Genomic DNA, 25,566 nt, shown 5'->3' with positions numbered 1-25,566 from the left:
ATCTACTTACTTGTCGCCATATACATTAAATTAAAAGCGTAGTCTTAGTCAACCAGCATTTCCTTGATAATATTTTTTGCCTCTGCTATTTCGCCGTTGGTTAGATTCCCTATTTTTTCACAGAGTCTAGTTTTATCTATAGCCCGGATTTGGTCTAATACAATCCAGCCTGATACATCATTCACAGCCAATTTTATACGAGTAGGGTATCCCTCCCTGCCCCGCCTCGTTACCGGTGCAATTATGATGGTTCGCAAATAAGTGTTCATCTCCAGTGGAGAGATAACTACACAGGGTCTTGTCTTATTCATCTCCGCGCCTCGGGTGGGGTTTAAATCCACCCAGTACACGGAATATTGGTCAATTTTCATTCCATTCCTCTAATAGGTCGGCATCAACATCATCAGGGATTAGTAAAATATCGTCATCATTTTGATTCATTCGTTTAAATGCTGCGGCCCACCCTTGCCGTGGCGTTTTAACCGGCTTTAAAATAATCTTGTTATCTTTGATTTCCAGTTCCACTTTAGAACCTATGCCACATTGTTTAAGTATCGTGGCCGGAAGCCTTATTCCCCTGGAATTACCGATTTTCACAATATCCGCTTGCATGATTGTTTAACCTCCCACTGTTATTACTTTGTAATTACATTATACCAAAAAAAAGAGAGAATATGCAAGGTAGAAAATTATAAAGGTGAATAATTGTCTTTATTGGTCTTCTGCAAGTAGTACAACTTTACATATTTCGCCATTGTATAACAGTAGTGAAACGAAGCCAGGATGAAGCCGACTTTGCCGTCGCGCCACCCGGCTTTCAGGATATACATTTTGAAAAACGCCACATGCGGTCTAATCATGATGTCGAAGAAAAAGTTGGCTTTCTTGCCGTTTTTTCGGTTCTTTTCGGCCGCCAGCCGGGTGTAGAGGTTCAGCTTGTTGAAGTAATGCTCCCAACTGGTATATGGGTAATGAAGCATATGATTCTTTAACTGTTTCTCAGGATAGTTATGATGAATCCGGGGATGCACAAAACCCTCGACATAACTTCCTTCCCGGGGCAAAAGATGAATGCCGAAATCAGGATACCACCCGCCGTGGCGCAGCGCTTGTCCCATAATATGATTGAGCCGGGATACTTTATAGGTATATTTCTCATTAAGCTTAACCGCATTCCGGATTTCAACCGCCAATGCCGGGGGAATCCGCTCGTCGGCATCAAGGAAAAAAATCCATTCCGTCCGGGCCAGTTGAATGGCGTAAGTTTGTTGCGCCCCCCAGTCGCCGTTCATGGCCCGCTGGTATACTTTGGCCCCCAGGCTTTCCGCAATCGCCTTGGTGTCGTCGGTGCTAAAATCATCAATAACAATAATTTCATCGGCGAATTTGGCGCTTTCGATGCACTCCCGGATATTTTTCTCTTCATTTTTCGCCAGTATTAAAACTGTCAGTGTCATGCGGCTCCCCACCTCTCTGTGTGAATTTTACCGCAGAGATAATATGCATTCATTTCATCTCGCTTCACCTTGCGCGTTTTAACTCTCGAATATCATCAGCGTGTTCGAACGATTTACGAGCGAGGAAAGATACGTCGCCTGCTATACGGTCAATCTTAACTTCCAGGCGGTTAAGAGCTTCTTTGGTAGCGGTAGTATGAAGTAAACCGTCGAATTTAGCGTCAAGTTCTTCAGTGCGGTGGAGAAGGACTTGAATAAAACGATTGTTTTCCGTTTGCTGGCCTTCAAGGTTGTCCAATCGGTTGTCCACAGTGTCTAACCGGCTATCTATAGCGTCTAATCGGGTATCCATGCTGTCCAGCCGGTTGTCCACAGCGTCCAACCGGGTATCCATGCTGTCTAACCGGGTATCCATCCTGTCCAATCGTGTGCTGATCTTGCCAAGTTGATCAAGTACTTGTTTTTGGAACTCTTCGTTAGTCATGATAATCATCCTTTCTGGCCTTTCTTTGTGGTTATGCCTTTACAACTCTATAATTCTAGGATAGAAATCCCCCATTTTCCTGGGCAGGGCGCCTTGCCTGTCCCCGTACTTTTCCAGTAATTCGATTGTATATTTCATTACTGTGTCGACAGAGATCAATTTCATGCACTCGTGAGTGTCGCAGTGATGTTCGCCGCAGGGGTGGCAGTCAACCGGTGTCTTGATTAAAATACTGATATTATTATAGGGATAAAATCCTGGTACCGGCGAAGAGCCAAACATGGTGACCAGCGGCACATCCATGGCCACGGCGACGTGCATGGGCCCGGAGTCGTTGGTAACCAGTACGGCACACTTCTTTAAGAGAGCGGCCAACACCTGCAGGGATACTTTACCGGTAAAAACTTTAACCAGCGGATGATTTTTGTTTCGCATCAGGCCAATGGTTTCTTCGACCAGCTCCACATCCATGGGTCCGCCAAAGTAGGCAATGCCGTAACCCATATCCAGCAGCCGGTCGGCCAGCTCGGCGTAATATTCATTGCGCCAGCGCTTGGTAGGCCAGCTGGCGCCGATATTGAGACCGACAATTCTTGCCAGTTGCTGTGAACCAAAGGCCTCCTGCCATATTTTAGCGGCCGCATTTTCCGCTGCTGCGTCAAGCCACATTTCGATGCCGCGGTCGTCGGTCCGGTCGATACCGACGAATTCCTTCAGCACGTCAAAATGGGACTCCACCTGGTGCTTGACGGCTTTCCGGTTTTTCATCATACGGTGAAACAACCAGCCGAGACCGAAGGTTGAGTAACCGACAATTTTTTTTGCGCCGCTGAATGCGGCAATAAAGGAGGCCCGCTCATTGGCGTGCAAATTGATAACCAAGTCGAATTTCTGCCGGCGGATATCCTGGACAGCCCTTAGATAATTGCCTAATTTGTTGTGATAGCCTTTTTTATCGATGGCAATCAGTTCATTAATATTTTGATTATATTTTACCAAATCGGCTAACTTGGCATCCGCCAATAGGGCAATATGAGCCTGGGGATAATTTGTCCGCAGCGTGCGCAGTACGGGCGTAACCAGCAAAAGGTCACCAATATGCATCAAGTTTATAACAAGGATCTTGGCGTACAGGGAAATCACTCCTAGAATTCGCTATTTAATCAGTCAAAGAATTGCCTCGAACTGCTTAGAAATCGTTAGATACCGTTGCATATGAAAAAAACTTATTGCAATGATATTTGCTAATTACAAGTTCGAACTATCATAGTCAGACCGGAGGCGCGACGAGGACCGGAACGAAAGCGTACTGGTTGTACGCTGTAGTGAGGACCACAGGAGCAACGACGCAGATGACGGTTTATAAGCAGTTCCCGCCTTTAAGTTGAGCAATCATTGCAATGCGGGAGGCGAACAGGCTGGGATGAAAATCACGGTATGCTCTGTCAAGCTCTTGCCGGTAAGTGGCGGCATTATCGTCGTAAGTGTTGATGAATTGTTCGATGGTGTGCTGTAGCGCCGCCGGGTCACCGCTTGCATAGGTCATGCCGATACGGTAATTGGCGGTAACCTCGGGGTTGATTTCGTCACTTACGACAACAGGCTTTTTATAGCCAATAGCGGTGAACAGCATGCCCCCCCAGTGATATCGATACCGGGCGGCGGAATAGGGCATCAAAAGTATGTCAACGCCGGCAATTGCCTGCTGCCACTCCTTGCCGAACAAGCCCTTGTGCAAAAATTCAATATGGCTGTGTCCGCCGTACTTGCTGATGATTCGCTGGAAATCGTCGGCATCGTCAGGATTCATGGTAGCCCCCTGCACCAGGAGACGGACCGGTCTTTTGTATTCCCGGCTGAGAAAGGCGTCGAGGAAAGCGTCCAGCTTTTTCTCTCGCCGGTATTGGCCGAAAAAGCCCAGTTTAAGCGGCATGTTCCGGTCAATGTCAGCGGCCGGCGGTTCCATGTTTTTTCCGCCAATATCTCTTGGCAGATAAGCGGGCGGATTCATGCAGGTCACGTTGGCAAACGTCCGGCCGTATAAAGTATCGCCGAAGGAAATTACGGCGCATTTAATATTAGGAAAGTCTTGCAATTTTTCTACAGCCGCGAAAAACTTGGGCGCCTCGCCGGGGTTAATCCCATGCAAAATAAAAATGACGGGAACGGGAGATTTTTTTAATACATTTATATTTAACGCCCTTAGGTATCGATAGGTGGAAGTCGGCACAACAACGGCGTCCGCTTCTCCCTGCGCTATCCGTTCATAGACGGCGCGATACCAGCGCTGGCGGTTAATTTCCCGTTTAGCGGAAAACAAGATTTTGTGTACGCCCCGGACGCCGGTATAGGATACTGCTTTCCCCGGCAACCCCTGTGCCGGCACGCCGTAGTCAAAGTTGAAAGTAAAGTTGTCGGGAACGTAAAAGACAACTTCATGGCCCAAAACTTTCAGCTCTTCCACAAGTATCCGGTCAAAATCCACCTCATGACCGCCAGGGGTGATTATGGATTCAAAAATGGCTATTTTCATATTTTTGCTCCTTATGGCGGATGCTGTTAAGCATGCCTGACACAGCAACGATTACTTCCTCCTGCTTGATGTCCCGCATGCAGCGGTGATGGCTGCATTCTTTCCTGCCCCAGCAGGGGAAACAGTCAACAGCGGTCTGAAAAATAATGTCACGGTCTCCTCTGGGACCCCAAATGCGCGGGTCCGTAGGGCCGAAAAATGCTGCCACCGGTGTACCGACAGCACAGGCTATGTGCATCGGCCCGGTATCTACCGTGATAAGCAGTTCAGCCACCGAAATTAAAGCCGCCAACTCCCCGAGAGTGAGGGTACCGGCAAGCACAACCGCTTGGTTCCCGGCGCGGGCGTTTATTGCGTCCAGCTTCGCCTGCTCGGCTTTACCACCGATCAAATAGCAGTCGGCCAACGGAACAATGCTTTCAATCAATGCCGCATAACCTTCAGTCAGCCAACTTTTCTTATCATAACTGCCGCTAGGACAGATAAGAACCAGCGGCTTGCGCCAATCCCGCTGAATTTTCTCCCTTAGCGATTGCGCGTCCTGGCTGCGGACCGTTAAGGCCAGGCTGGTATCACCGGTGGAAATTCCCAATGGTTTTAACACATCAAGATAATTCTCTGCTTCATGCCGCAGGGCTGTATGTTTCGCCGGGGCGGTATCGGTCAGGAACCAGCCGGCATGCTGGGCATCATAGCCGGCCCGTTTGCGGATGCCGGCAGCCCAGGCCAGAATGGCGCCCCGGGATGCGAAGTTGGTACATACCGCCAGGTCGTATTTTTCCCGCCGGACAGCAGCGATAAGTTTCCAGAGTTCACCGATTTTTTTATGTTTACCCCGCTTGTCGTAGACGATGACCTTGTCAACATAGGGGTTACCGCTGGCGATAGGCTCTGTCAGGGGGATCACCAGCATATCGATCTGCGCGGCCGGATACTTTTCCCTAAGGGCCCGCGCCACCGGCGTAGAGAGCAGGACATCGCCGATAAAGGCCAGATTGATGATGAGTATTTTCGTAATGGAAAAAACCATAGTTAAAACTCCTAAGAATAATTGTATAAAAATTATAAAAATATCATTCAATTTAATGTCTCATTTTGGCCTTACAAGCTTCGTACACTTCTTCCACGCCGATAGAATCCAGGCAGGGGAATACCGTACAGTTACAGGGTTTTCTATCGCAGGGAGAACAATCTACTTTATGAAATATCACGGCAGTGTTGTTCTTCGGCGCCCACTGCGCGGGAGAAGTCGAGCAATACATGGCGACGATCGGCGTTTTAACTGCTGCCGCAATATGCACCGGGCCGCTGCAAGGACCGATAAATAAATTTGAGCGGCGGATTATTTCACTCATCTCCAGCAAACCGGTTTGGCCGGTCCAATCGATAGCGCCGTTTATTTTCTCACGGCCGGCGTCCTTGGGATCGCTAAGCATAATTACATTGCAGTCAAATTCACTTTTCAGCCGCGAAACCAGCTGGCTATACTTATATATGGGCCAGTCTTTGTTGACGCGCGAGCTGTAAGGAGCTATGGCGATCATTGGTTTATTACCCAGACAAGTAAATAAAGAGTCTACTTTGGCTTTTATACTCTCTTGAACCGGCGCTACATGCAGTTGCGTTAAGTCGCCCGGAATTTTTAAGCCGATGGCCCGCTCCAGTATGTTGGCAAAATTATAAGGTTCATATATATCAGCCTCGTTGGCATCACGCTCAACAGGATGGGTAAGGAACAGTCCGCGCTTGTGCTTCATTCCTGCCCGGATTGGTATCCGGGCCAGGAAGGGCAATACGGCGCTTCTATACTTAAAATCCAGGCAGAGAGCCATGTCATATTTCCATATCTTTTTTACCACCGGCCAGACGCTGTCACCTTTCTGATAGGCAATAACTTCATTAATGAACGGTAGTCCCGCTACCAAAGACTGCCACTCGGGCCTCACCAAAAAAGCAAAATAACTGTCGGGAAATATCTCCCTGGCGCCTTTTATTATCGGCGTTGATAAGATTACATCCCCAAGGCCGTTGCCATTGAGAAATAGGATTTTTTTCATCTGCCACCTCTAGTCAGCATTGCTGGGATAAAATTTCCTGATCATAATCTGTTTTATCGCCGCCAGCACTTCGTCAACGCTGATTTCAGCCAGACAGTCCTCATGCTGCGGGCATTGGCGCTGCCAGCAGCCGGCGCAGGTGCGGCGGACAATGACCGCTTTATGACCATTGCCATACGGGCCGTTCCGCACCGCATCGGTGGGACCCATTAAGGCGACCGTCGGCGTTCCCAGGGCGGCGGACAAATGCATGGGGCCGGTATCGCCGCCAGCGAAAGCGCCGGCATGCCGGATAAGGTAAGCCAACTGTTTAAGAGTGGTTTTGCCTACCAGGTTTACGGGCGGAATTCTCGCTGCCGGCAGCAGTCGTTCCACCAGGTAATTGTCGCCCGGTCCGCCGGCTATCACCGGCACCATACCGGCATCGTAAATCCGGTCGGCAAGCAGCGCAAAGCGCTCAGCCGGCCAGATTTTGTTGGGCCAATTGGCGCCAATGGCCAATACGATATAAGGAATATGGGGTTTTAGTCCGGCATGCTCCATGACGGCCCTGGCCCGCTTAGCTTCATCCTCGGTGATCACAATTTGAAATACAGGGTTTTCAGCCTGGCAGCCCAGGGCCCGTACCACATCAAGATAGCGGTCGACCACATGGCCCCGGGAAAATTCGCCTACAATCCGCCGGCTTAAAAGCTGGCTCCCTTCCCGGGTATTTTCGTATACCAGCCGGGTTTTCGCCCCGCTCAAAAAGGCAATGATAGCGCTTTTAAACAGTCCCTGCAAATCCAGGGCCAGATCAAAATGACGCCGGCGCAGGGAAGAAATGAAGTCCGGCGCATTGGCAGCCAAACCGGCCAAAGATTTATACCGGGCTTTATCAAAGACAATGATTTCGTCAATGTCAGGGTTGTTAGCCAGCAAATCATAGGCAGGTTTCTCAACCACCCAGGTTACCCGTGCTTGCGGCAGGCACTGCTTCAGGGCATGGGGGACCGGCAAGACATGAACCACATCACCGATGGCGCTTAATTTAACGATGAGGATATTGCTGAAAGCCATGAAATCACCTCAAAATAAGGGCTTTAAACTCAGAATATTTTGATAGCCATTGTTTTTATTCTGACTCCTGACTCCTGACTTCTGAATACTTACGTAAAATATTGGTCGAGGATTTGCCGGGCACCTCGGGAATCAATACTGTTTTGCCGCCGTAGCGGGCAACGATTTGGGCCTCAGGCAGCTTGTCAATTGTATAGTCGCCGCCTTTTACGTAGATATCCGGCTGGATTTGCGCCACCAAACCTTCAGCGGTGGAATCGGCGAAAACCACAACGTAATCAACGGCCGCCAGAGCCGACAGAACTTCCGCCCGGTCCGCTTCCGGATTTATCGGGCGGCCGGGTCCCTTTAACGCAGCTACCGAACGATCGCTGTTCAGGCCGACAATCAGGACATCGCCCAGCGCCCTGGCACCGGCAAGGTATCGGACATGCCCCGCGTGCAGGATATCAAAGCAGCCGTTGGTAAAGACTACTTTTTTACCGCCGGCTTTGATGTCCTGGGCCAACTGAGAAATGCTTTCCCTAGTTTGTATTTTCATAAATACTCTATTCCCTCCGAATTACTGCGCCCGCTGCCATAGTACTGCCGCACGGCATTCTTAAGTTCTTCCGGCTTGGCCGTTGCTGTGCCAAGTTTACGTACAACCACTCCCGCAGCCGCGTTTGCCAGCCGGGCGGCATCCGCAACCGCCGCTCCTGCCGCCAGCGCCAATGCCATCACGGCAACTACGGTATCGCCGGCTCCTGACACATCGTATACTTCACTGATGTTGGTTACAGGGATATGAGTCACCGTTCCGGCTTCGCCGAACAGGGTCATACCCTGCGCCCCCCGGGTAATAAGAACGGCCCGGGCTGTCAGGCGTTTCTCCAGTTCCTGCCCGGCGGCCAGCAACGACTTTTTATCCTTTATGTCAATGCCGACGGCGGCGGCAGCCTCTGCTTCATTTTGTTTTATTATGGTAGCGCCTTTAAAGTTGAGCACATTATAGCGCGAATCCACGATGCAGGGTATATCCATTGCTTTACATCGTTCAATTGTGTGCTCAATGATCTGCGGCGTTATCACGCGGCAGCCGTAATCACTGAGAATCACCCCATCCATATCGACAATGGAATTTTGAATATGGGCGAGGAGCAGGTCTTCGATTTCTTTGTCAAGCAGCGCTTGGGATTCCCGGTCAATTCGCACTACCTGCTGCCGGACGGTAGCCTGCCCGCCGGCTGTAATTCTGGTTTTGGTGATGGTTGGGCGCGCCGGGTCAATAATAAGACCGGTTGTATCGGTGTGCTTGTCTTTCAACAAAGCCACCAGTTCCCGTCCTGCCGCATCCTCTCCGATTACCCCCGCCGCATTCACGTATCCGGCCAATACTGCCACATTGTGAACAACATTGGCGCCGCCGCCGGGGACCATTGTTTCACCTGCGTAAGCCAGCACAAGCACAGGAGCTTCACGGGAGACGCGGGAGATGGTTCCTTCCAGGTAGATGTCGGCGATCATATCGCCGACAACCATGATTCTTTTATTAGTGAATTTGTCGATTATAGGCAATAAATCGGCGATCAACTTTGAAATCCCCTTTCAGTCCTCGACGGAATGCATTACCACCGCGTAAGACTGATATCAAATCTTGTTTCTTTTTGTTTGGCCCGATAGGTAAGGGTAGCTTGCCAGCAGTGCAAATTCCGGTACCAAGTGTAGTCCAGGTCTTCATATGTGTGAGTTTGCATGTTGTAAGTCCTATTAATGCCGATGGTATTCACGCTGTCAATTTTATAGGTGAAACCGGCAAATAGTTCGCGGCTGTTGCTCACACTGTTGTAGGAAAACAGGGAAGTGTTGTTACTGACAAAGTGGTATCCGGCCCAGGTATTGAAACGCGGTGACCATTGCTTGTCCAACAATGTGTCAAATTTGTAGACTGTATTGGAAGAATTGTCATAGCTTTCCCGTATATGTTCGACTCCCGTGCCCAGATTGAGTGTCAAAGATTTGTTAAGTTGAATGGGGTCACGTGTAAAGTATAACTGGTAATCCTGGTGCCAGCTTGATTTTGCGCTATCCGTCCACTTGCCGTAACTGGCGGTGAATTGGTAGGTAACCGGCAGAGTGCCAAGACGCCGGGGATGATATTGGAAGCTAAGCTCGGGTTCCTTGGTAATCCAGTAATTGTTGGCATCCTTAAAATCGCCTTGAAATAATGACCAGGAATAGTCTTGTTCCCGGTCGGTAAGACCAAATATTGGCTTGAAGCCGCGTTTGGAATAGTAGCCAATATCAGCGTAGGCGGAAAGTTTATCAGACAAGGGATACTCCAGATACTGTGTGATTCTCAACCCATCGTCATTGTCATAGCCGACACTCGGAAAATCTGATTCTCCCTCCTCGCCCTTCTTTAAGGACTTCTGGTATTTCGGCAGAGTAAATATTACGGTATTTTTTATCCAAAACTTAGCGTTATAGGCAATCATCTTCTTACCGGGCCAGATCTCGATTTTTTCCGCACTGACATGGTAGTCGGGAATTTTGGCCGGACATCTGGTGGCAGTCCCGTTATGAATGATTACCTCATCAGGAAAGACGTAAACATTTTTCCCTGACACAATCTCCCGGTCTACTTTTCCCTTTACCGCTTCCATTGTACCGGTACGGCTATCATAGTTATAAATCATATTGCTGCCGTCAAGTTTAGCGTCCGGCTCAGTGAACGTAAACTGGTCTTTTATCCATACCTCGCTCCGCTTAGTATTTCCTTCCATTTTTTCTGTTTCAATTGTTTGCTCCTGATTTGTTACCACGACTTTCCCTTTGGCGTATACATCGCCGGTCTCATCGCTGAAAGAAAGCTCATCACCTTCAATTACGATGGGAGCAGTTGGTTTCTGAGCTTTAGCAGTTTTTTGCGACTTAGTGTCATCTTTTTTCCCAGCCGCAGCAACATTACCCGGCACAACAGACCCGAAAGCGAGAATAAGCGCTAAAATTCCTAATATAACTTTATTATTATTATTCATAGTAAACAATATTCTCCCGTATATTAGTGAAAGACTATACAGATGCCGTCATTTTGAAGGCCTAGTAACCCTAAAACCATAGCTATGAAGTAATTCTACACGATTTTTCTCATTCCTGCACATATCTCCTGTCCAATATTAAGCAAACAATATAAAAAAGCCGCCTAATGATGCCAGGCGGCTCAAGCGGCGACTATTGGGCCCTGATTCCATATAGCTCCATATCACCCTGGGTTTGTACATACAATTGAGATCCTATAGGAATATCCGCGTCCCTGCCATGAACAAACGCCCCGCCGATAATTCCTACCGGTCCCAGAACAATCATGCCGGCAACTGAAGCTCCGGCGGCCGTAGCCATGGATTTTGTTTCTGCCTTCGCTTTCTCTCCCAGTAAAGTAGGTACCGTGGCGCCGTCAACAGCGGCCACGCTGTCGAAGGATACCTCCAGTTTCGCGTCCCGGCCAAAATTGCCGGCTTGCTCCACTTTTGCAACCTTACCTGTGCCAACAGAACCTTTGGGGATTACCAGCACTCCGCCGATGAACACATCATCCACTACCTGCAAGGCCACCGTATCCCCGCTGCGGCTTTGCTTGCTGTTCAAAGTGGATAAAGTCTTAACTTTTACCAAAGTGTCTTTGGCTAATATGGCAGCCACCACTTCCATTTGACCGCCGCTAAAGGCAAGCTGTGTCAGACTGCCCAACCGTTCGCTGAGGGAACCGGTTGCCGGACTGCCCTTTAACAGGCGCTCAATATTTTCTATTTTGACCTTAATCGGGTTGTTGGTCACATTATGGGTAAACATCCATTCGGCGGCATTCAGTTTTATCAGCATGGAGGGAGCGGATTCCGAGTTCTCCTTAACATAGGCATACAGCTTATCCACTCTGTCCATGATGGCGTCTTCAACCACCTGCCCGTAGATATCTTTCTCCAGTTGAACAGTACGGTCCAGCAACGCGCCGGTTTGGGGAACACCATAGACAAGCTTCTCAAGCAGCGACAACTTGCCGATTACCGTCAGTTCGCTTTCCGCCGCCTGGGCCAGTACGGGAGTCACCCCGACCACTGCAATTGTAAATAACACCAGCACAGCTATAACCATTGTTTTCTTTAAATTCACCATATTAAAAGCCTCCTCGATAATTGTGTTCCTATTCATTTTCATTCTACTTCCTGCCTTCGATCCTTTGATGCTTTGATTATTTAGTTATTTAGCCACCTTCAGGCGGTTAATTTCCAATTCATGTTGGGTAGTATCGGCCGACAATTTTCGCAGCCATTGTGTATGTAATTCCTGGGTTTCGGCAATACGGGCAATATCCTCCCTGGTCGCCAAGGGCGCGATGCATTCTTTTGTGACAACGGTATGCAATAGACCATCAAACTTGGCATCCAATTCTTCGGTGCGGTGCATTAGAGCTTTAACAATCTGATTTGTTTCACCTGACTGCTCTTCGACATTACCCATGCGGCCTTCGAGACTGCCTATGCGGTCTTCGAGACTACCCATGCGGCCCTCGAGACTACCCATGCGATCTTCGAGACTACCCATGCGGCCTTCGAGACTACCCATGCGATCTTCGAGACTGCCTATGCGATTTTCGACATTACCCATGCGATCTTCGAGACTGCCTATGCGATTTTCGACATTACCCATGCGGTCTTCGAGACTGCCTATGCGATTTTCAACATTGCTCAAGCGGGTATCTATGGATTCCAGCTTGCCTAATATTTTACTTAATAATTGTTCACTCACTGATAATCTCTCCTTTGCCTCATACCCGGCATCCGGCTGCTTTTGTTGCTTTTGGCACTGGTATGAGTAAAGCATTCGAGATATAGAGAATATTTTCCTGCTAAAAAAGGCGATTAGCGTCTGCGGACCGTAAAGAATTTGAAGGATTTTGGCTACTCTTAATATTAATGATGTCATACGGCCTAAGTGACAAGTCTTGCCGGGAATAGTCGCTTTTAGTTATAATAAATATCATATAAAAATAAAGGAGGAACAAAACGGAAGCCGGCTTCATCCCACAATTGAAACCATGCTACGTTCTGTAAAAAAACGATGGAATATGGAAATATACTCTTAAGCTGCACTCTTGCCATTGGCGATGCGGTTATGGCGACAAGCGCCGCGGCTCTCTTAAAAAAAATATACCCCCAAGCCAAAACTACAATTATTGTTAAACGTTTGGCGGAAGAAATTGTGCGGAACAATCCTGTTATTGATGAAGTAATTGCTCTAGATTATGTGCAAAAGCGCATATCTTTCAAAAATATGACAGCTGTGGTTTCAGCAATAAAAAAGCAAAATTTTGATCTTTATGTCTCGCTGGACGGCAAAATTCGCCCGGCCTTACTCGCGTGTCTGGCCGGCATTCCCGTTCGCATCGGTCCGACAAGTTTGTTTGGCAGTAATACCACTATGCCTCTCCTGATAACCAGGCATTTTAAAGCAGGATATTTTCAAACACATCATTATACTGCTATTCTGCAGGACATGATCCGGTCTTTCACCGGCAGTTCGCAGAGTGCCGGCCCGGTGCTGCCGGTTGCCAATCCTCAAGATGCAGCGTTTGCGAAAAGTTTCTTTAATTCTTTGCCGAAACGAAAATACAATATTGGACTATGTGTTAAAACCAATCCGCGTAAAACCTGGCCCCAAAAACGGTTTGCCGAACTTTTGCGAAGGCTTCATACCGGTTATGATGCAAATTTTTTTATCATTGGCGGTTCATATGACAAAGAATATGTTGAACAACTGGTCAGTCTTGCCCAAGTACCGGTAATGAACTTATGCGGCGCCACCACTTTGACCCAATCAATGGAATTGCTCAAAAGGACGGACCTCTTTATCACTCTGGATACTGCCCCCATGCATATTGCCTCGGCGTTAGGCGTTCCCATGATTGCCATATTTGGGTCCACAGCTCCCGCCAGCGTCGCTCCCCTGTCTAATAAGGCCATCATAGCTGCTCCCCCCAGCCTGCCGTGCATCCCCTGCATCCCGATCCGGGTGGCCGTAGTGCCGGGAATATCAAAGCGGGTAGGGAAAAAAGTTTGCGAAGACCAGCAATGTATGCAGTATATATCTGTTTCCCAAATTGAAGAAATGGTAAGCAGTATTTTATAGCTCATCCAATTTAATGATAGGGATCTCCTTGACGCTGCCCAACCTATGATCATTGGTCAGGAAAACATCAGCCTTATGTATAATTGCGGTGGCAACAATAATAGCATCAGGCATTTTTAGATTATAAACCGCGCGGATTCGTGCCGCTTCCTCGGCCACAGCTCCATCCATTTCGCAAACGGTTAAATTGGGCATTTGAAACATGAGTTTTACCTGGTCAAGCGCTGCCCAGTTACCATCTCTGTAAGGCCGTACCGCACATTCAGAAAAAGATAACACAGAGGCAATAATCTCATGAGTGCCTTTATTGGCCACCGCGTGAATAATAGGCACAACTTTTTCTCCTAGCGGCTCTTCTGCAAATAGAGAAATAAAAATATTCGTATCCAAGGCTATACGTTTGTACTTTGCAAGAAATTCTGTTAATCCCATGATTCACGTTCTTTCTCCAGGTATTCAAGGGGTTTATCTCCCCAGGCTCCTTTGCAGCAGCCAAAAGCAGCTTTGGCCCAATCAGCCGGTTTTTTCACAAGAGAAATACGCCCGTTGCGGTCACTGGTCATAATTAAAATGTCTCCCGGTCCAACTTTAGCATTATTACGAATCCTGGCAGGAATCACAATCTGGCTTTTTATGCCCACTTTTACTTCTTCTGTAATGCCAAACATGATAAACTCTCCTTTCACTTTTGTTTTGCTTCTGTAATCTTATTATATGCTTTTGTAGTACTTTTAAACAATATGGTAAGAAATTTCTATTTATAAGTAGGAAATCCAATATATCTAATCATTCTTCATTGAGTTGGTTTGCTGTCAACAGAACCGTCCCTCTTGCTCAAAATGTAGTCTCAATCTTGAAAATGTTCACCGGTGAAGCTCTATAATTAGAATTAATTGTTGTCAACGGAACCGTCCCCTCTTGCTTAATAAAAATAAAAGATCCCGAAAGGGATCTTTTATTTTTAAGTGCGAATTAGAATCTGAATTCAGTTTGTAGAGTGTAGGCTGTGTTGAAATCGTAGTTGCTGATGCCTTTGTCATAGGGACGGAAGTCACCGACAAACCCTCTAAGTTTAGCGTTTTTAGCCAGCATGTATTCGAAGCCGTACTGCCAGCCTTTAATGCCGACACCAAAAGTACTATAGTCAAGGGCGGTGAGAGAACCGTCGATTGCATTCTTGCCGATGTTATAATATTCAACACTTAAACCATAGGAACCCGGTTTTTTCCAGTCAGTTCCCTGATATTCAAGCTTACCCCACCAAGCGTCCCGTTGTGGACTGGTTATACCGTCCATGTTGTAATTATTTTTAACATATTCGCCCGTCACTTTGAACAAACCAAGCTTGGCATTAGCGCCAACAGCCCAGTTTCTATAGCGGTAATTATCGCCGCTCATGGTGCCAAGATAAGAAGCGGTAGCGTTGACGACAGGGGAAACTTTTACAGCAAGGTCGGCGATATACGCATTGTGAGCATCTTTAGTGGCAGAATTACCATCCACCCATAAATTATTGTTTTGCGCCTGGCTTACGTCAACAAGGTAACCGGTCAATTTTACGTTTTTGTCGAAATTGTAGCTGGTAGTAAAACCGTCAATATTGTCCTGTTTCAGCATCAGGCCCTGACCGATGGTAGGTTCAAAGCGACCGATACCCAAGCCGAAGCCGCCATTGGTATATTGGAAGTTAGCGATGTCAAATTGCACAGCAGCAGTCTTGCTCCTCGGCTCAGTAGAAGTAGTTTCGTTCGATTGGGACTCCCAGCGCAGGCGGCCATTGAATTTCAGGTTGTCGGCAACGTCGGCGGCAAGGTTTACACGAATGCGTTCTTGGAAACGGCTGCGGTCGGGACCGTTATTGCTATTACCTTGCAAACTATTGTTCTCTTGAAAACGGATGCGGGCGTCACCGGAAAACTTGATGGAAGAAGCATTCTTTTCCAGGTTGGAAACGCGAACGCCCAGGTTGTTCAGTTCGGAAGCGAACTCGGTTTGCAGTTTGTCGATGGTAGCCTTGGTTTCAGCGTCGGCTTTCTCGGAGTTGGCCATAGCTTTGGCTACTACGGTCGCCATTTCGTAACGGGTCAGGGTCCGGTCGCCTTTGTAGGTGCCGTCGCCGTAGCCGCTGACAACACCGGCTTTAACCAGCTTGTTCACGGCGTCATAGGACCAGTGGTTGGCAGGGACGTCCACAAAGGGGTTGGCGGGAGCAGCCAGGGCGGTGCCGGCTACGCTCAGGGTAAATGCGGCTGCGAGAGCCAGAGCAACTTGCTTTTTCATTTTCTTTCTCCTCCTTAGGTTTGAGTAGTGATTTTTTCTTTGAGCCGCCTAAAGAGAGTTGTCCCTTGAGTGTCCATGTTTCCTCAAATTTCTCCTCTGCTTCCGGCGTACTCATATCTTAACGCCTGATTCCCTCGCCAGGTTCTCAAGTGTGTGCTCTTACTTGATCACCCTTAGAGTTTTATGCAAGCGCAAAGACCATGTGACAACAAAGCATGTAACGTGTTTTACTCGTTATGTATATATTTCACTAAGTGAAGAATTATCTGGAAATTTATCTACAGTAGAATTATAAATCGTTATGGATTATTTTTCAACTATATTTTTCACGAAAATGTTAATTTTTCGTTAAAAATTATTTATTAAAAATAAGCCTCCCTGCAGCCTTAGGCTGCAGGGAGTTAATAGGGAGTTAATAAAGTTGCGTTTAGAATCTGAAGTTTGTAGTAATTGAGTAGAATTTTTTATAGCTGTCGAAGCCGCTGCGGCCCGTATCGTAAGGTTTGAGATCGTAGTACTGCAGCGCCAGATCCGCATTCTTGGCATATACGTACTCGAAGCCGGCGCCCCAGCCTTTGGCGCCGTTACCGCCAATATAGTCTCCGCCGCCCACGTTCAGGGCGCCGGCCCAGCCTACAGGATCAAGGGCCCAGTTGCCCAGTTTGAGATAGTCGGCGTAAATGGTGAAAGTTCCGGGTTGGGAGAGATCAGTTCCTTTGTACTGGAGCCTGCCCCACCAGCCATTTTTTTGCACATCACCGCCAGCACCTGTAGTATAAGGTGCTAAGTCGGAATCAGATGCACCGTTGCGAACGCCTTCCCCGATTAGAGTGAAATTTTTGCCCAGCTTGGCATCAAATCCATAGGCAAACTGCTGATAGTCATAAGGAACCGGCGTACCATTTCCATTATCGGAGATCATTGGTTTATTGGTTTTCAAATACGTGACGGTAAGATTTACGTTGTTGGATACTTTGGCTTTCAAATCAGTATAGAAAGCATTGGTGGAAACGCCGTTAAGGTTGTTGGGATCCAAGTCGCCGTAACCGGCCGCTAAAGCAACCTTGTCGTTGAATCTGTAAGTTAACAGAGCACCGTCAATCTGCGAACCGTCCCATAGGATTCCTTCCCCGAAGGTAGGTTGCAGCCGGCCGAGGGCACTGGTCAATTTGCCGCTTTGATAATCAAATTCGGCTTGTTCAAAGTGCAGTCTATCAGTATTGCTGGTTCTGTTACCGACGCCACTCTCCGACCGGTTATTGGACTCATTTTCAGCCACGATCTGACCTTTGAATGTTAAATTGTCGGCTATATCGGAAGCAAGGTTCAAACGGATGCGTTCTCTGAAATAAGATCTGTCGGTTGATGCACTTTCCGGAACAGAAGTACCGCGATTTTGCGCGAACCGGACGCGGGCGTCACCGGAAAACTTGATGGAAGAAGCATTTTTTTCCAGGTTGGCAACGCGAACGCCCAGGTTGTTCAGTTCGGAAGCGAACTCAGTTTGCAGCTTGTCGATGGTAGCCTTGGTTTCGGCATCGGCTTTCTCGGAGTTGGCCATAGCTTTGGCTACTACGGTCGCCATTTCGTAACGGGTCAGGGTCCGGTCGCCTTTGTAGGTGCCGTCGCCGTAGCCGCTGACAACACCGGCTTTAACCAGCTTGTTCACGGCGTCATAGGACCAGTGGTTGGCAGGGACGTCCACAAAGGGGTTGGCGGGAGCAGCCAGAGCGGTGCCGGCTACACTCAGGGTAAATGCGGCTGCGAGAGCCAGAGCAATTTGCTTTTTCATTCGATTTCTCCTCCTTAGGTTAAAAAATATTAGGGTGCCTGACGACCGCCTAAGAAGGGTTGTCCATTGAGTGTCCATGTTTCCTCAATATATTCCCCTTTCTCGGCATCCGCCTATCTTATCGCCTGCTAAAAAACCGTGACGGCAAAACGGGCTTTCCCATTCCCCCTTCGGTTCTCCACGGCGAAAGAATCAATACTGCATACTTATTGAATACCGCGTCACTATGTAAATTTTAAATTTTAAATTTAATTTAATTTGTTAACATGATTTTAATGAAATTATATCTTCTGTTATTAAATTTGGCAATAGGAAAATGAAAATAATGTGAATGTAATATAAAAAAAATATGTTCATAAAAAAACTCCCGTGCAACACCTTGCATGGGAGTTCTCTTACTATATTTAGAATCTAAAGTTGGTAATAACGGAATAACTTTTCTTGTAGTTATCGAAACCGGATTTAGATGAATCATACGGTTCAAGGTCATAGTATCTGAATTCAAGGTCGGCGTTTTTGGCATATACGTATTGCAAGCCCAGGCCCCAGCCTTTGGCGCCGTTACCGCCGATATAGTCCCCGCCGGCTACGTTCAGGGTGTGTCCCCAGCCGGCAGGATCAACGGCCCAGTTGCCTACTTTGAGATAGTCCACATATACCGCGAAGGTTCCGGGGTTGGCAACGTTAATATCCTTGTATTTGAGTCTGGTCCACCAGCCGGTTTTCTGAGCGTCGGCCGGAAGGTCGGCGGCGTTGTTGCGAATGCCTTCACCGATTAAAGTAAAGTTTGGACCCAATTTGGCATCAAAGCCATAGGAAAACCATTTGTAGTTGTAGGGAACGGCGGCCCCGTTCAAACCGCCGGCTACAGTGACGTTGTTCGGTTTCATATAGGCGGCGGTAAGATTTACATTGTTGGATACTTTGGCCCGCAGGTCGGCGAAAAACGCATTGGTGGAAACGTCAAACTTGTTGTTGGCATCCAGGTCGCCATATCCTGCCGACAGTTTAATTTTATTGTCAAAATTATAGGTCAGGTAAGTTCCGTCAATCGGCGCACCATTAGATGACGATCCGTCCCAAATGAGGCCTTCCCCCAGAGTGGGCAGAATCCGGCCGACAGATGCGCTGAAGTTGCCGTTCGAATAAAGGAATTCAGCCCGGTCGTAGGTCAAGCTGTCGGTACGGGATTCTCTGGTATTGCTGTTGGCCGCCCGTTGGTTGGATTCATTCTGGGCCTCAATACGACCGATAAATTTCAGGTTGTCGGCAATATCGGCGGTGAGGTTTAAACGCACCCGTTCCTGGAAATTGCTTGAAGTATTATTGACAGCGCTGCTATCGCCGCCGCTGGGATTTTGTTGATAACGGATGCGGGCGTCACCGGTGAATTTAATAGTAGAAGCGTTTTTTTCCAGATTGTCTACACGAACACCCAGGTTGTTCAGTTCGGTGGCAAATTCGGCTTGGAGTTTATCCAGAACAGCTTTGGTTTCCGCGTCTGCTTTTTCGGAATTAGCCATAGCCTTGGCTACAACGGTCGCCATTTCATAACGGGTCAGGGTCCGGTCACCTTTGTAGGTGCCGTCGCCGTAACCGCTGACGATACCGGCTTTAACCAGCTTGTTCACAGCGCCATAGGCCCAGTGTTGGGCGGGAACATCGACGAAGGGATTAGCCGGGGCAGCCAGAGCGGTGCCGGCTACACTCAGGGCAAATACTGCCGCCATAGCCAAAGAAGCGGTTTTTTTCATGGAATAATCCTCCTAAATTCATCTAATTTGATTAGCGAGCCGGCAGCAAACAATTTATTCTATTGAGTGTCCACGTTTCCTCAATATATTTTTGCCGGTTTGCCGTACTCGCATCTTAACACCGGCGGTGATGCCGCCTCCGGCAGGAATACACTCCCCCCTTTCCGCTGCCTGCGGATCACTTTCGGCGAATAAGACCGCAGTGAATGAAGGGCTGTTTTTACCCACGCTGTAATATATGCACTAATGTTACAAAATATGAAAAAAATTGTATGGTTTTGCAAAAACGGCAAATAAAAAATACCCGATTGCCCAAATCGGGTATTTTAGATGGAGTTATTTACAGTTTAGCGAAATACCGCCTGGCAAGTGTCACAGCCACATAGTCATCCACCGGTGCCGGCGGTACCTGCATGGTGGTGGGAATAAAGGCTTTTAAGCCGCGGGGAGGATTCTCCTGCCAGTATAGCCGCCTCGCCTCTTCCGTGGAGCGATGCTCATCGACCATAATGATGTTAAGAAAGCGGTCGCCTATGTTAACCCGGCTTAAAGCGGCACGGGCGGATTTAGAAGTAGTACGGTCGCCCAGCACAACAGCCAGAGTATTATAAAAACCGGCTAACTTCTCAACCTCAGTCAATAGGTTCGCAGTAAGCACGATTTTCTTTTCTATTACGCCCGTTTGCTTATGTACAACAGCCAGACCGCATTTTTCCCTGCCGGGATCAACAGCCACCACAATGCTATCATCCATTATTCAATGCCTCCCCAATCCACTCTACTCCTAAATATGTTCGCAAAATTTATCAGCAATCCTGCTGTTGGTGCTTAATTCGTTTTATACAAAAGAAAAGGGACGCCGCTCGGCGTCCCCCGCGAATATCGGTTCAGATTAAAATTTAACGTTGACAACTGCGCTGGTACGATTGTCAAGTTTGGTCCCGTTCTGGGTTTCGAAGTCTTGGTATTTAACAATCAGATTAACATTTTTTACAAGATCACGGTCGTATTGATATTCCATACCTTTGAAGCCGTTAGCGCTCATTGCGCCATAGAAGCTGGTATTGTTCAACGTGGAGTAACCGGTGTAAGCGTTGGCTTCTACATCGCGATAGGTAGCAGCTAGGCCAATATTGTCGAATTTCAAGCCATAAGCGGCGGCAGAAGCGTCCTTGTCGTCGTTTTGGAAGTATTCGGCATTGGCAGAGAGACCGTCAGTCAGTTTGAAGGCAGTGTTGGCGCCAAAGAATTCATCTTCGTTGGATGCATTTTTCATGTAGTCGACATTTACTTTAGCGTTACCTACATTAAAGCCATACTCAGCGCCGTATACGCGTTCAGAGGCCGGGTAATCCGTTGTTCCGTCAGCTAATTTACCGGCATTGGAGGTAGCTCTACCGCCAAAAAGTCTCAAATCGCCGGCTTTAGCTGTGATACCGTTCATTTGAGTGTCAATCAGAAAACCGGTGCCCAGTTTGATGTCTTGACGGCCAATGGTATTGGTCAGACCAATAACATCAAATGTAACGTTGGCAGTATCAAATTTAACGGTGTTGGCTGCAGCATCAGAGTCGGTGTTGCCACTGGAGAGACGGGCGTTGAATTTAAGGCTGTCGTTCACTTTGCCGTCAAAGCTTACCCGGGCACGATAGTCGGTAGTGTCGCTGGCGTTTTCGGTGTTGAAGTAACGAACACGAGCGTCACCGGAAATTTTAACCATGTTGTCAACTTTAGTTTCTAAATTGTCTACTCTGATGCCCATGCTTTCAAGCTCAGCGGCAAACTCTTGGGAAAGCTTATCAACCGCTTCCTTTTGGTCGCCGTTCAGGTTCTTTTGCATAGCACTGGCGACGATGGCCGCCATTTCATAACGGGTTACGGTTTTGTCACCTTTGAAGGTGCCGTCGCCATAACCGGTGATAACACCGGCTTTAGCCAGTTTGTTAACAGCGTCATAGGACCAATGCTTAGCAGGAACGTCAGTGAAAAAATTAGCGGAAGCGGAACTCGGGGAAGCAGGAGTCACAGAAGCGGGAGCCGGGGAAGCAGGAGTCGGAGAAGTGGAAGTTGTGGAAGCAGCAGGCGCTGCGAAAGCAGGAACTGCGAAAGCCACAGTAAGAGCAGTGGCCACAGCTGCTTTCAGGAGTCTCTTGTTCATCTAGGAATCCCCCTTAAGATTTAGTGAATTTTTTTGGCGGGTGTTGCCACCAACATACCGGCTCAACCGGTCAGGGGGGAAGTCTGATTTGAGTATCCACGTTTCCTCAATTCGTCTTCCACTCCGACTGGATAGTCACCGCTATGCAACCTGTCGCTCTTACAGGTTTATTGTTTACATAATTTCGACGTAGTTGATTGAATTCCTGCTTTGTTTTGCTGTGCATATTTTGGTATATTTCTTGATAATACTGGGTTTAATTCCATCAACAAACTGATGTTAGCCGAAATTATTAAGTTAACATAATTAAATGTTATGCTATTATGTTCGTCAAAACAAAAAAGAATCCTGCCCATTAACAGGATTCTTTCCCTGGTATATTCTAGCGGCCAGCCGCTGCAAAATTATTGTACCCCCCGGATCCGTACCTCCACTTCGAGGGGACCAACCGTGTACGTATCGTCTTTAACGACAGCTACCATTTCTATTTTACCCTTTTGCCGTTTTACTTTATTCACTATATCAAATAGCTGCGCTCCACCTATTGAACCAACATTCCCCTGAATAGGATCGGCCAGCATCCCCTGGCTAACCGCCGCCACATTCACTTTGTGCAAAAACAGCAGGACTATTTCCTCCGCCTGCCGGGAGTTGTCCGTTGCATTTACAACCTCAGAAAAAACCAAAGCGCCTTTATTATAGACCAGCCGATTCGGGAACAATTCAATACGGCCAATGATCGGCTCACCGTATATGGTATTGTCGGCGGTAGAAACCCGGACAATTATATCCTCGTCGGATTTGTCGATCCGGGATACCGCTTGGTCAAATTCCTTTTGGGCAACCCACAAAATTTCCATATTTTTGTCCGTAATCTGCAAACGCTCCAGCAAGGATTGATTGGTTTTATACAAAGCGGTTGACAGAGATTGAACAATTTCCTCCTTGGACTGCTTGCCATTTAGTACAAAGGTAGCTATTACCTCTCCCGCCCGGAAGACCACGGTTCCTTCCCGTACGACCTGAAGTCCCTGCCGCAGGTTGGCAGTCAGTTCATTCAACCGGTCCACATCGCTTTGCAGTGAATTTTTGGCAGTGCTCAGTTCACTGATTTTTGCATCTAATTCCCGCTTGGTAATTTCAAGCTGGCGGACATCGTTTTGATATTTGGCCAAATCCTGCTGTGCAACCCAATAATTCGACTGCAGTTCCTCTAAAGCCGCCGCGGTTTTGTCCCGTTCGGCAGTTACCGTCTCAAGCTCCTGGGTGATTTGACCTAACTTTGCGGCAGTCTCGCTTACTTTCGCATTTAATGAAAGGTATTCAACATTTTTGGCTTCCAGCGCAGCACGGCTGGTTTCCACTTCACTATTGAGTGACAGCAGCTGAGTTTTAAGCTCATCCATACCGAATAAAGCAGTCCGTACATCCCGGGAGACAGCAGTAAGAATGCCTAAAGTGGAGGCGGCAATCAAGAGACCGGTGATGATGGTGACCAGTATGGAAGTGTGTTTGGGCCGCAAGCCAAATACGCTGAGCCTCTTCTTACCCACCTTGGTCCCCAGCTTATCGCCTATATACGCAATAACCCCGCCCATAACAGCGATCACAACAATGATTGTTACACTATACATTTCCATTCTCTTATTCCCCACCTCCCCCTTCTAAAAACTACATAGCATAACATAGTCCCTATAAAAAAGACAAACCAGCCTTATTCTTTCTTGTATCTCCCCAGTTCACCAAATGCCACGAACTGCTTAGAAGCCGTCAGGTGCGAGGCGCGACGAGGACCGCAACGCAAGCGTACTGGTTGTACGCTGGAGTGAGGACCGCAGAAGCAACGAAGCAGATGACGGTTTCTAAGCAGTTCCCCACTTAATGCAACCAGCCAATCACCTTGAGGCTTTCCAGACTAGGTACCCCCCCGCAACCACCCCTATCATATTGGGTACCCAGGCTGCCAAAACAGCCGGAATGGCGTCGCCTTGACCCAAGGCGGTGAATACGGTCATGATGGTGTAATAGATAAAGATAATCACGATACTAAGCCCCAGACCGATGGAAGAACTGGACCGGTTGGGGGAAAGTCCCAAAGGCGTGCCGATGAGGGAAAAAATGAAACTGGCCATAGGAACCGCAATTCGCTGCTGCATTTCGACTTCATACTCGCTGGTCCTGACATATTCACGGCGAAGAACCTTGATGTGCTGCTGCAGTTCTTTAATACTCATTTCCTCCGGTTTCTTCTGTTCGCGGGAAATGGATGCCGGATTCTTCTCGATGGGCATAATTTGCTCGTTAAAGCGCAGTGTTTGCTCGACTCTGCCATCAGCGGTAAAATTACTGATAATTCCGTTATACATAATCCAACGGTCATCATTCCAAATTGCTCTTTCCGCATTTTCGATTCTGACCAGGTGGTTGTTTTCAAATTCCTGAATGGTAATGCCGTTCATTTCCCGGGTTTCCTCGGCAAAATTACGCGCGTAGGTTAACCGTTCCAGGTTACCGTCTCTAATATCTTTAATTATAATATGTTCCTGCGATTTGGGAATAGTATTTTTTTCGATTTCATAACGCACAATGTAGTTGTAGGCGGAGTTAGCCGCCGGAACTATTTTTTCGTTTAAGCCAATCGCAATAATACTGACAATAAAAGCGGCAATAAAAACCGGCGTAGCCAGCCGGTAAAAAGAAAGACCGCCGGATTTCATGGCTATGATCTCACTTGAGCCTGACAAACGCCCAAAAGCCAACAGCGAAGCCAACAGCATCGACATGGGAAATGTCAGCACGATGATGTTGGGAAGGCTATACACAAACAATTGGACCACCGTGGCAAAGGGTGTATCGTATTTTGTAACGAGCTGGGCGATTCGAAACAAAGTGCTTGTCCCGATAATCACGCTGGAAAAAGCGGCAATGCCAAAGAAAAACGGGCCAAACAGCTCCTTTAAAATATATTTATCAAGTATGCGCATGGATTTCTCCTGTCATTGTATTACAGTGAAAACTTGTTGCCTAAGTAGTATTTCCTGGCAACATCACTATTGGCAATGGTATCGCTGTCGCCGGCGATTAAGATTTGCCCCTCGTTAAGGATATAAGCATGATCCACTATTCTGAGGGTTTCCCGGACATTGTGGTCGGTGATTAACACGCCGATGCCCCTGCTCTTAAGATAACTGATAATTTCCTGGATGTCCGCCACCGCAATGGGGTCAACGCCGGCAAAAGGCTCATCCAGCAAAATAAAATGAGGATCAGTGGATAAAGCCCTGGCTATTTCCACCCTGCGCCGTTCGCCACCGGAAAGCTCTGAGCCTTTTCGCTTGCGTACATGGGTAACATGAAATTCCTCTAACAGGCTTTCCATCTTGGCCTTGCGCTCGGCAGCGGTAAGTTTGGTAGTCTCCAGAATGGCCAGCAGGTTGTCCTCCACCGTCAGTTTACGGAAGATTGAGGCTTCCTGCGGCAAATAGCCTAAACCGTAACGGGAACGGCGATACATAGGCATATGGGTCACTTCTTCCCCATTGATAAAGATCCGCCCGCTATTGGGCCGTTCCAAACCGACAATCATGTAGAAAGTGGTGGTTTTTCCCGCGCCATTGGCACCCAAAAGTCCCACAATCTGCCCTTCACCCACCCGCAGGCTGACGCCATTGACCACATTCCGGTTCTTATATGTTTTTATTAAGTCCTGGGTTTCAATATACATAGCGTTACCTCTTAATTTATCTACTCAACTATCCTGAAAATCTAAAACGTCATAAGACAAAGAGACCGGAACCACAGAGACACAGAGGACACAGAGGGCCACA

The 25,566-nt window shown here is 47.8% G+C and carries 26 protein-coding genes; 1 reads left to right on the top strand and 25 read right to left on the bottom strand.

Annotation, left to right across the window (positions count from 1 at the left end; genetic code table 11):
- Nucleotides 1–44: 44 nt before the first annotated feature.
- The 14 genes from MAMMFC1_RS11255 to MAMMFC1_RS11190 form a co-directional block, all read right to left on the bottom strand.
- Nucleotides 45–371, bottom strand: a complete 327-nt coding sequence (locus MAMMFC1_RS11255) for a type II toxin-antitoxin system PemK/MazF family toxin (protein WP_126308599.1) — start codon at nt 369–371, stop codon at nt 45–47.
- A complete protein-coding gene (locus MAMMFC1_RS11250) occupies nt 361–612 on the bottom strand; it encodes an AbrB/MazE/SpoVT family DNA-binding domain-containing protein (RefSeq protein WP_126308598.1) in 252 nt (83 codons plus the stop codon). The genes MAMMFC1_RS11255 and MAMMFC1_RS11250 overlap by 11 nt, the downstream gene beginning before the upstream one ends.
- A 77-nt stretch (nt 613–689) precedes the next feature.
- Nucleotides 690–1,457 (bottom strand): glycosyltransferase family 2 protein, encoded by a 768-nt coding sequence (locus tag MAMMFC1_RS11245; RefSeq protein WP_126308597.1) that lies wholly within the window; start codon nt 1,455–1,457, stop codon nt 690–692.
- 64 nt (nt 1,458–1,521) lie between these two features.
- Nucleotides 1,522–1,941 (bottom strand): hypothetical protein, encoded by a 420-nt coding sequence (locus MAMMFC1_RS11240; RefSeq protein ID WP_126308596.1) that lies wholly within the window; start codon nt 1,939–1,941, stop codon nt 1,522–1,524.
- Between the two features lie 39 nt (nt 1,942–1,980).
- The gene (gene waaF, locus MAMMFC1_RS11235) at nt 1,981–3,081 is read right to left on the bottom strand and encodes a lipopolysaccharide heptosyltransferase II (protein ID WP_456299290.1); all 1,101 of its coding nucleotides are present in this window, start codon (nt 3,079–3,081) and stop codon (nt 1,981–1,983) included.
- 220 nt (nt 3,082–3,301) lie between these two features.
- The gene (locus tag MAMMFC1_RS11230) at nt 3,302–4,474 is read right to left on the bottom strand and encodes a glycosyltransferase (RefSeq protein ID WP_126308595.1); all 1,173 of its coding nucleotides are present in this window, start codon (nt 4,472–4,474) and stop codon (nt 3,302–3,304) included.
- Entirely contained in the window at nt 4,455–5,504 is a 1,050-nt protein-coding gene (gene rfaQ, locus MAMMFC1_RS11225; protein ID WP_126308594.1) for a putative lipopolysaccharide heptosyltransferase III, read from the bottom strand. The genes MAMMFC1_RS11230 and rfaQ overlap by 20 nt, the downstream gene beginning before the upstream one ends.
- A gap of 52 nt (nt 5,505–5,556) precedes the next feature.
- Complete coding sequence (locus MAMMFC1_RS11220) at nt 5,557–6,531, bottom strand: glycosyltransferase family 9 protein (RefSeq protein ID WP_126308593.1); 975 nt, start codon at nt 6,529–6,531, stop codon at nt 5,557–5,559.
- Nucleotides 6,532–6,540: 9 nt separating this feature from the next.
- Nucleotides 6,541–7,590 (bottom strand): glycosyltransferase family 9 protein, encoded by a 1,050-nt coding sequence (locus MAMMFC1_RS11215; protein ID WP_126308592.1) that lies wholly within the window; start codon nt 7,588–7,590, stop codon nt 6,541–6,543.
- A 55-nt stretch (nt 7,591–7,645) separates the two neighbouring features.
- Entirely contained in the window at nt 7,646–8,131 is a 486-nt protein-coding gene (gene rfaE2, locus MAMMFC1_RS11210) for a D-glycero-beta-D-manno-heptose 1-phosphate adenylyltransferase (RefSeq protein ID WP_126308591.1), read from the bottom strand.
- Entirely contained in the window at nt 8,128–9,111 is a 984-nt protein-coding gene (locus MAMMFC1_RS11205) for a bifunctional heptose 7-phosphate kinase/heptose 1-phosphate adenyltransferase (protein WP_126310578.1), read from the bottom strand. The genes rfaE2 and MAMMFC1_RS11205 overlap by 4 nt, the downstream gene beginning before the upstream one ends.
- An 86-nt stretch (nt 9,112–9,197) precedes the next feature.
- Entirely contained in the window at nt 9,198–10,610 is a 1,413-nt protein-coding gene (locus tag MAMMFC1_RS11200; protein WP_126308590.1) for an LPS-assembly protein LptD, read from the bottom strand.
- 193 nt (nt 10,611–10,803) lie between these two features.
- Nucleotides 10,804–11,742 (bottom strand): hypothetical protein, encoded by a 939-nt coding sequence (locus MAMMFC1_RS11195; RefSeq protein ID WP_126308589.1) that lies wholly within the window; start codon nt 11,740–11,742, stop codon nt 10,804–10,806.
- Between the two features lie 84 nt (nt 11,743–11,826).
- Nucleotides 11,827–12,450: a hypothetical protein gene (locus tag MAMMFC1_RS11190; RefSeq protein ID WP_158618735.1), complete on the bottom strand. Its 624-nt coding sequence runs from the start codon at nt 12,448–12,450 to the stop codon at nt 11,827–11,829.
- A 237-nt stretch (nt 12,451–12,687) separates the two neighbouring features.
- On the opposite strand from MAMMFC1_RS11190, the gene MAMMFC1_RS11185 reads away from it, so the two are divergent.
- Complete coding sequence (locus MAMMFC1_RS11185; RefSeq protein WP_126308587.1) at nt 12,688–13,755, top strand: glycosyltransferase family 9 protein; 1,068 nt, start codon at nt 12,688–12,690, stop codon at nt 13,753–13,755.
- Here the strand turns inward: MAMMFC1_RS11185 and MAMMFC1_RS11180 are convergent.
- The 11 genes from MAMMFC1_RS11180 to lptB form a co-directional block, all read right to left on the bottom strand.
- Complete coding sequence (locus MAMMFC1_RS11180) at nt 13,750–14,187, bottom strand: type II toxin-antitoxin system VapC family toxin (RefSeq protein ID WP_126308586.1); 438 nt, start codon at nt 14,185–14,187, stop codon at nt 13,750–13,752. The two genes, MAMMFC1_RS11185 and MAMMFC1_RS11180, sit on opposite strands and share 6 nt — an antisense overlap.
- Complete coding sequence (locus MAMMFC1_RS11175; protein WP_126308585.1) at nt 14,178–14,423, bottom strand: AbrB/MazE/SpoVT family DNA-binding domain-containing protein; 246 nt, start codon at nt 14,421–14,423, stop codon at nt 14,178–14,180. Before MAMMFC1_RS11175 ends, MAMMFC1_RS11180 begins: the two co-directional genes overlap by 10 nt.
- A 304-nt stretch (nt 14,424–14,727) precedes the next feature.
- Nucleotides 14,728–16,035: an S-layer homology domain-containing protein gene (locus MAMMFC1_RS11170; RefSeq protein ID WP_126308584.1), complete on the bottom strand. Its 1,308-nt coding sequence runs from the start codon at nt 16,033–16,035 to the stop codon at nt 14,728–14,730.
- Nucleotides 16,036–16,462: 427 nt separating this feature from the next.
- On the bottom strand, nt 16,463–17,827 hold the full coding sequence (locus MAMMFC1_RS11165) for an S-layer homology domain-containing protein (RefSeq protein ID WP_158618734.1): 1,365 nt from the start codon (nt 17,825–17,827) through the stop codon (nt 16,463–16,465).
- A gap of 404 nt (nt 17,828–18,231) precedes the next feature.
- Nucleotides 18,232–19,581, bottom strand: a complete 1,350-nt coding sequence (locus MAMMFC1_RS11160; RefSeq protein WP_126308582.1) for an S-layer homology domain-containing protein — start codon at nt 19,579–19,581, stop codon at nt 18,232–18,234.
- A 54-nt stretch (nt 19,582–19,635) separates the two neighbouring features.
- Nucleotides 19,636–19,809 carry a hypothetical protein gene (locus tag MAMMFC1_RS22365; protein ID WP_232035420.1) on the bottom strand — a complete coding sequence of 58 codons (174 nt, stop codon included), beginning with the start codon at nt 19,807–19,809 and terminating at the stop codon, nt 19,636–19,638.
- 112 nt (nt 19,810–19,921) lie between these two features.
- Complete coding sequence (locus MAMMFC1_RS11155) at nt 19,922–20,335, bottom strand: RuvC family protein (protein ID WP_126308581.1); 414 nt, start codon at nt 20,333–20,335, stop codon at nt 19,922–19,924.
- Nucleotides 20,336–20,473: 138 nt separating this feature from the next.
- Entirely contained in the window at nt 20,474–21,739 is a 1,266-nt protein-coding gene (locus MAMMFC1_RS11150; protein ID WP_126308580.1) for an S-layer homology domain-containing protein, read from the bottom strand.
- A gap of 404 nt (nt 21,740–22,143) precedes the next feature.
- The gene (locus tag MAMMFC1_RS11145; protein WP_232035419.1) at nt 22,144–23,379 is read right to left on the bottom strand and encodes a DUF3084 domain-containing protein; all 1,236 of its coding nucleotides are present in this window, start codon (nt 23,377–23,379) and stop codon (nt 22,144–22,146) included.
- Nucleotides 23,380–23,634: 255 nt separating this feature from the next.
- Nucleotides 23,635–24,723 (bottom strand): LptF/LptG family permease, encoded by a 1,089-nt coding sequence (locus tag MAMMFC1_RS11140; protein ID WP_126308579.1) that lies wholly within the window; start codon nt 24,721–24,723, stop codon nt 23,635–23,637.
- 20 nt (nt 24,724–24,743) lie between these two features.
- Nucleotides 24,744–25,463, bottom strand: a complete 720-nt coding sequence (gene lptB / locus MAMMFC1_RS11135) for an LPS export ABC transporter ATP-binding protein (protein WP_126308578.1) — start codon at nt 25,461–25,463, stop codon at nt 24,744–24,746.
- Nucleotides 25,464–25,566: the final 103 nt, after the last annotated feature.

Origin of the sequence: Methylomusa anaerophila, assembly GCF_003966895.1 — a bacterium.
Lineage (GTDB): Bacteria > Bacillota > Negativicutes > Sporomusales > Sporomusaceae > Methylomusa > Methylomusa anaerophila.
The sequence above is the reverse complement of the archived record's forward strand: the minus strand, read 5'-3'. Positions and strand labels throughout refer to the sequence as shown.

Bases quoted from the DNA above. Each gene is read 5' to 3' on its own strand.
- MAMMFC1_RS11200 (WP_126308590.1), bottom strand. From the start codon at position 10,610: ATGAATAATAATAATAAAGTTATATTAGGAATTTTAGCGCTTATTCTC.
- MAMMFC1_RS11165 (WP_158618734.1), bottom strand. From the start codon at position 17,827: ATGAAAAAGCAAATTGCTCTGGCTCTCGCAGCCGCATTTACCCTGAGT.
- MAMMFC1_RS11215 (WP_126308592.1), bottom strand. From the start codon at position 7,590: ATGGCTTTCAGCAATATCCTCATCGTTAAATTAAGCGCCATCGGTGAT.
- MAMMFC1_RS11155 (WP_126308581.1), bottom strand. From the start codon at position 20,335: ATGGATGATAGCATTGTGGTGGCTGTTGATCCCGGCAGGGAAAAATGC.
- MAMMFC1_RS11255 (WP_126308599.1), bottom strand. From the start codon at position 371: ATGAAAATTGACCAATATTCCGTGTACTGGGTGGATTTAAACCCCACC.
- MAMMFC1_RS11205 (WP_126310578.1), bottom strand. From the start codon at position 9,111: ATGGTTGTCGGCGATATGATCGCCGACATCTACCTGGAAGGAACCATC.
- MAMMFC1_RS11195 (WP_126308589.1), bottom strand. From the start codon at position 11,742: ATGGTGAATTTAAAGAAAACAATGGTTATAGCTGTGCTGGTGTTATTT.
- MAMMFC1_RS11185 (WP_126308587.1), top strand. From the start codon at position 12,688: ATGGAATATGGAAATATACTCTTAAGCTGCACTCTTGCCATTGGCGAT.
- lptB (WP_126308578.1), bottom strand. From the start codon at position 25,463: ATGTATATTGAAACCCAGGACTTAATAAAAACATATAAGAACCGGAAT.
- MAMMFC1_RS11220 (WP_126308593.1), bottom strand. From the start codon at position 6,531: ATGAAAAAAATCCTATTTCTCAATGGCAACGGCCTTGGGGATGTAATC.
- MAMMFC1_RS11180 (WP_126308586.1), bottom strand. From the start codon at position 14,187: ATGGGATTAACAGAATTTCTTGCAAAGTACAAACGTATAGCCTTGGAT.
- MAMMFC1_RS11140 (WP_126308579.1), bottom strand. From the start codon at position 24,723: ATGCGCATACTTGATAAATATATTTTAAAGGAGCTGTTTGGCCCGTTT.
- rfaE2 (WP_126308591.1), bottom strand. From the start codon at position 8,131: ATGAAAATACAAACTAGGGAAAGCATTTCTCAGTTGGCCCAGGACATC.
- MAMMFC1_RS11175 (WP_126308585.1), bottom strand. From the start codon at position 14,423: ATGTTTGGCATTACAGAAGAAGTAAAAGTGGGCATAAAAAGCCAGATT.
- MAMMFC1_RS11245 (WP_126308597.1), bottom strand. From the start codon at position 1,457: ATGACACTGACAGTTTTAATACTGGCGAAAAATGAAGAGAAAAATATC.
- MAMMFC1_RS11230 (WP_126308595.1), bottom strand. From the start codon at position 4,474: ATGAAAATAGCCATTTTTGAATCCATAATCACCCCTGGCGGTCATGAG.
- MAMMFC1_RS11240 (WP_126308596.1), bottom strand. From the start codon at position 1,941: ATGACTAACGAAGAGTTCCAAAAACAAGTACTTGATCAACTTGGCAAG.
- MAMMFC1_RS11250 (WP_126308598.1), bottom strand. From the start codon at position 612: ATGCAAGCGGATATTGTGAAAATCGGTAATTCCAGGGGAATAAGGCTT.
- MAMMFC1_RS11150 (WP_126308580.1), bottom strand. From the start codon at position 21,739: ATGAACAAGAGACTCCTGAAAGCAGCTGTGGCCACTGCTCTTACTGTG.
- MAMMFC1_RS11170 (WP_126308584.1), bottom strand. From the start codon at position 16,035: ATGAAAAAGCAAGTTGCTCTGGCTCTCGCAGCCGCATTTACCCTGAGC.
- rfaQ (WP_126308594.1), bottom strand. From the start codon at position 5,504: ATGGTTTTTTCCATTACGAAAATACTCATCATCAATCTGGCCTTTATC.
- MAMMFC1_RS11160 (WP_126308582.1), bottom strand. From the start codon at position 19,581: ATGAAAAAAACCGCTTCTTTGGCTATGGCGGCAGTATTTGCCCTGAGT.
- MAMMFC1_RS11190 (WP_158618735.1), bottom strand. From the start codon at position 12,450: ATGCTTTACTCATACCAGTGCCAAAAGCAACAAAAGCAGCCGGATGCC.
- MAMMFC1_RS11145 (WP_232035419.1), bottom strand. From the start codon at position 23,379: ATGGAAATGTATAGTGTAACAATCATTGTTGTGATCGCTGTTATGGGC.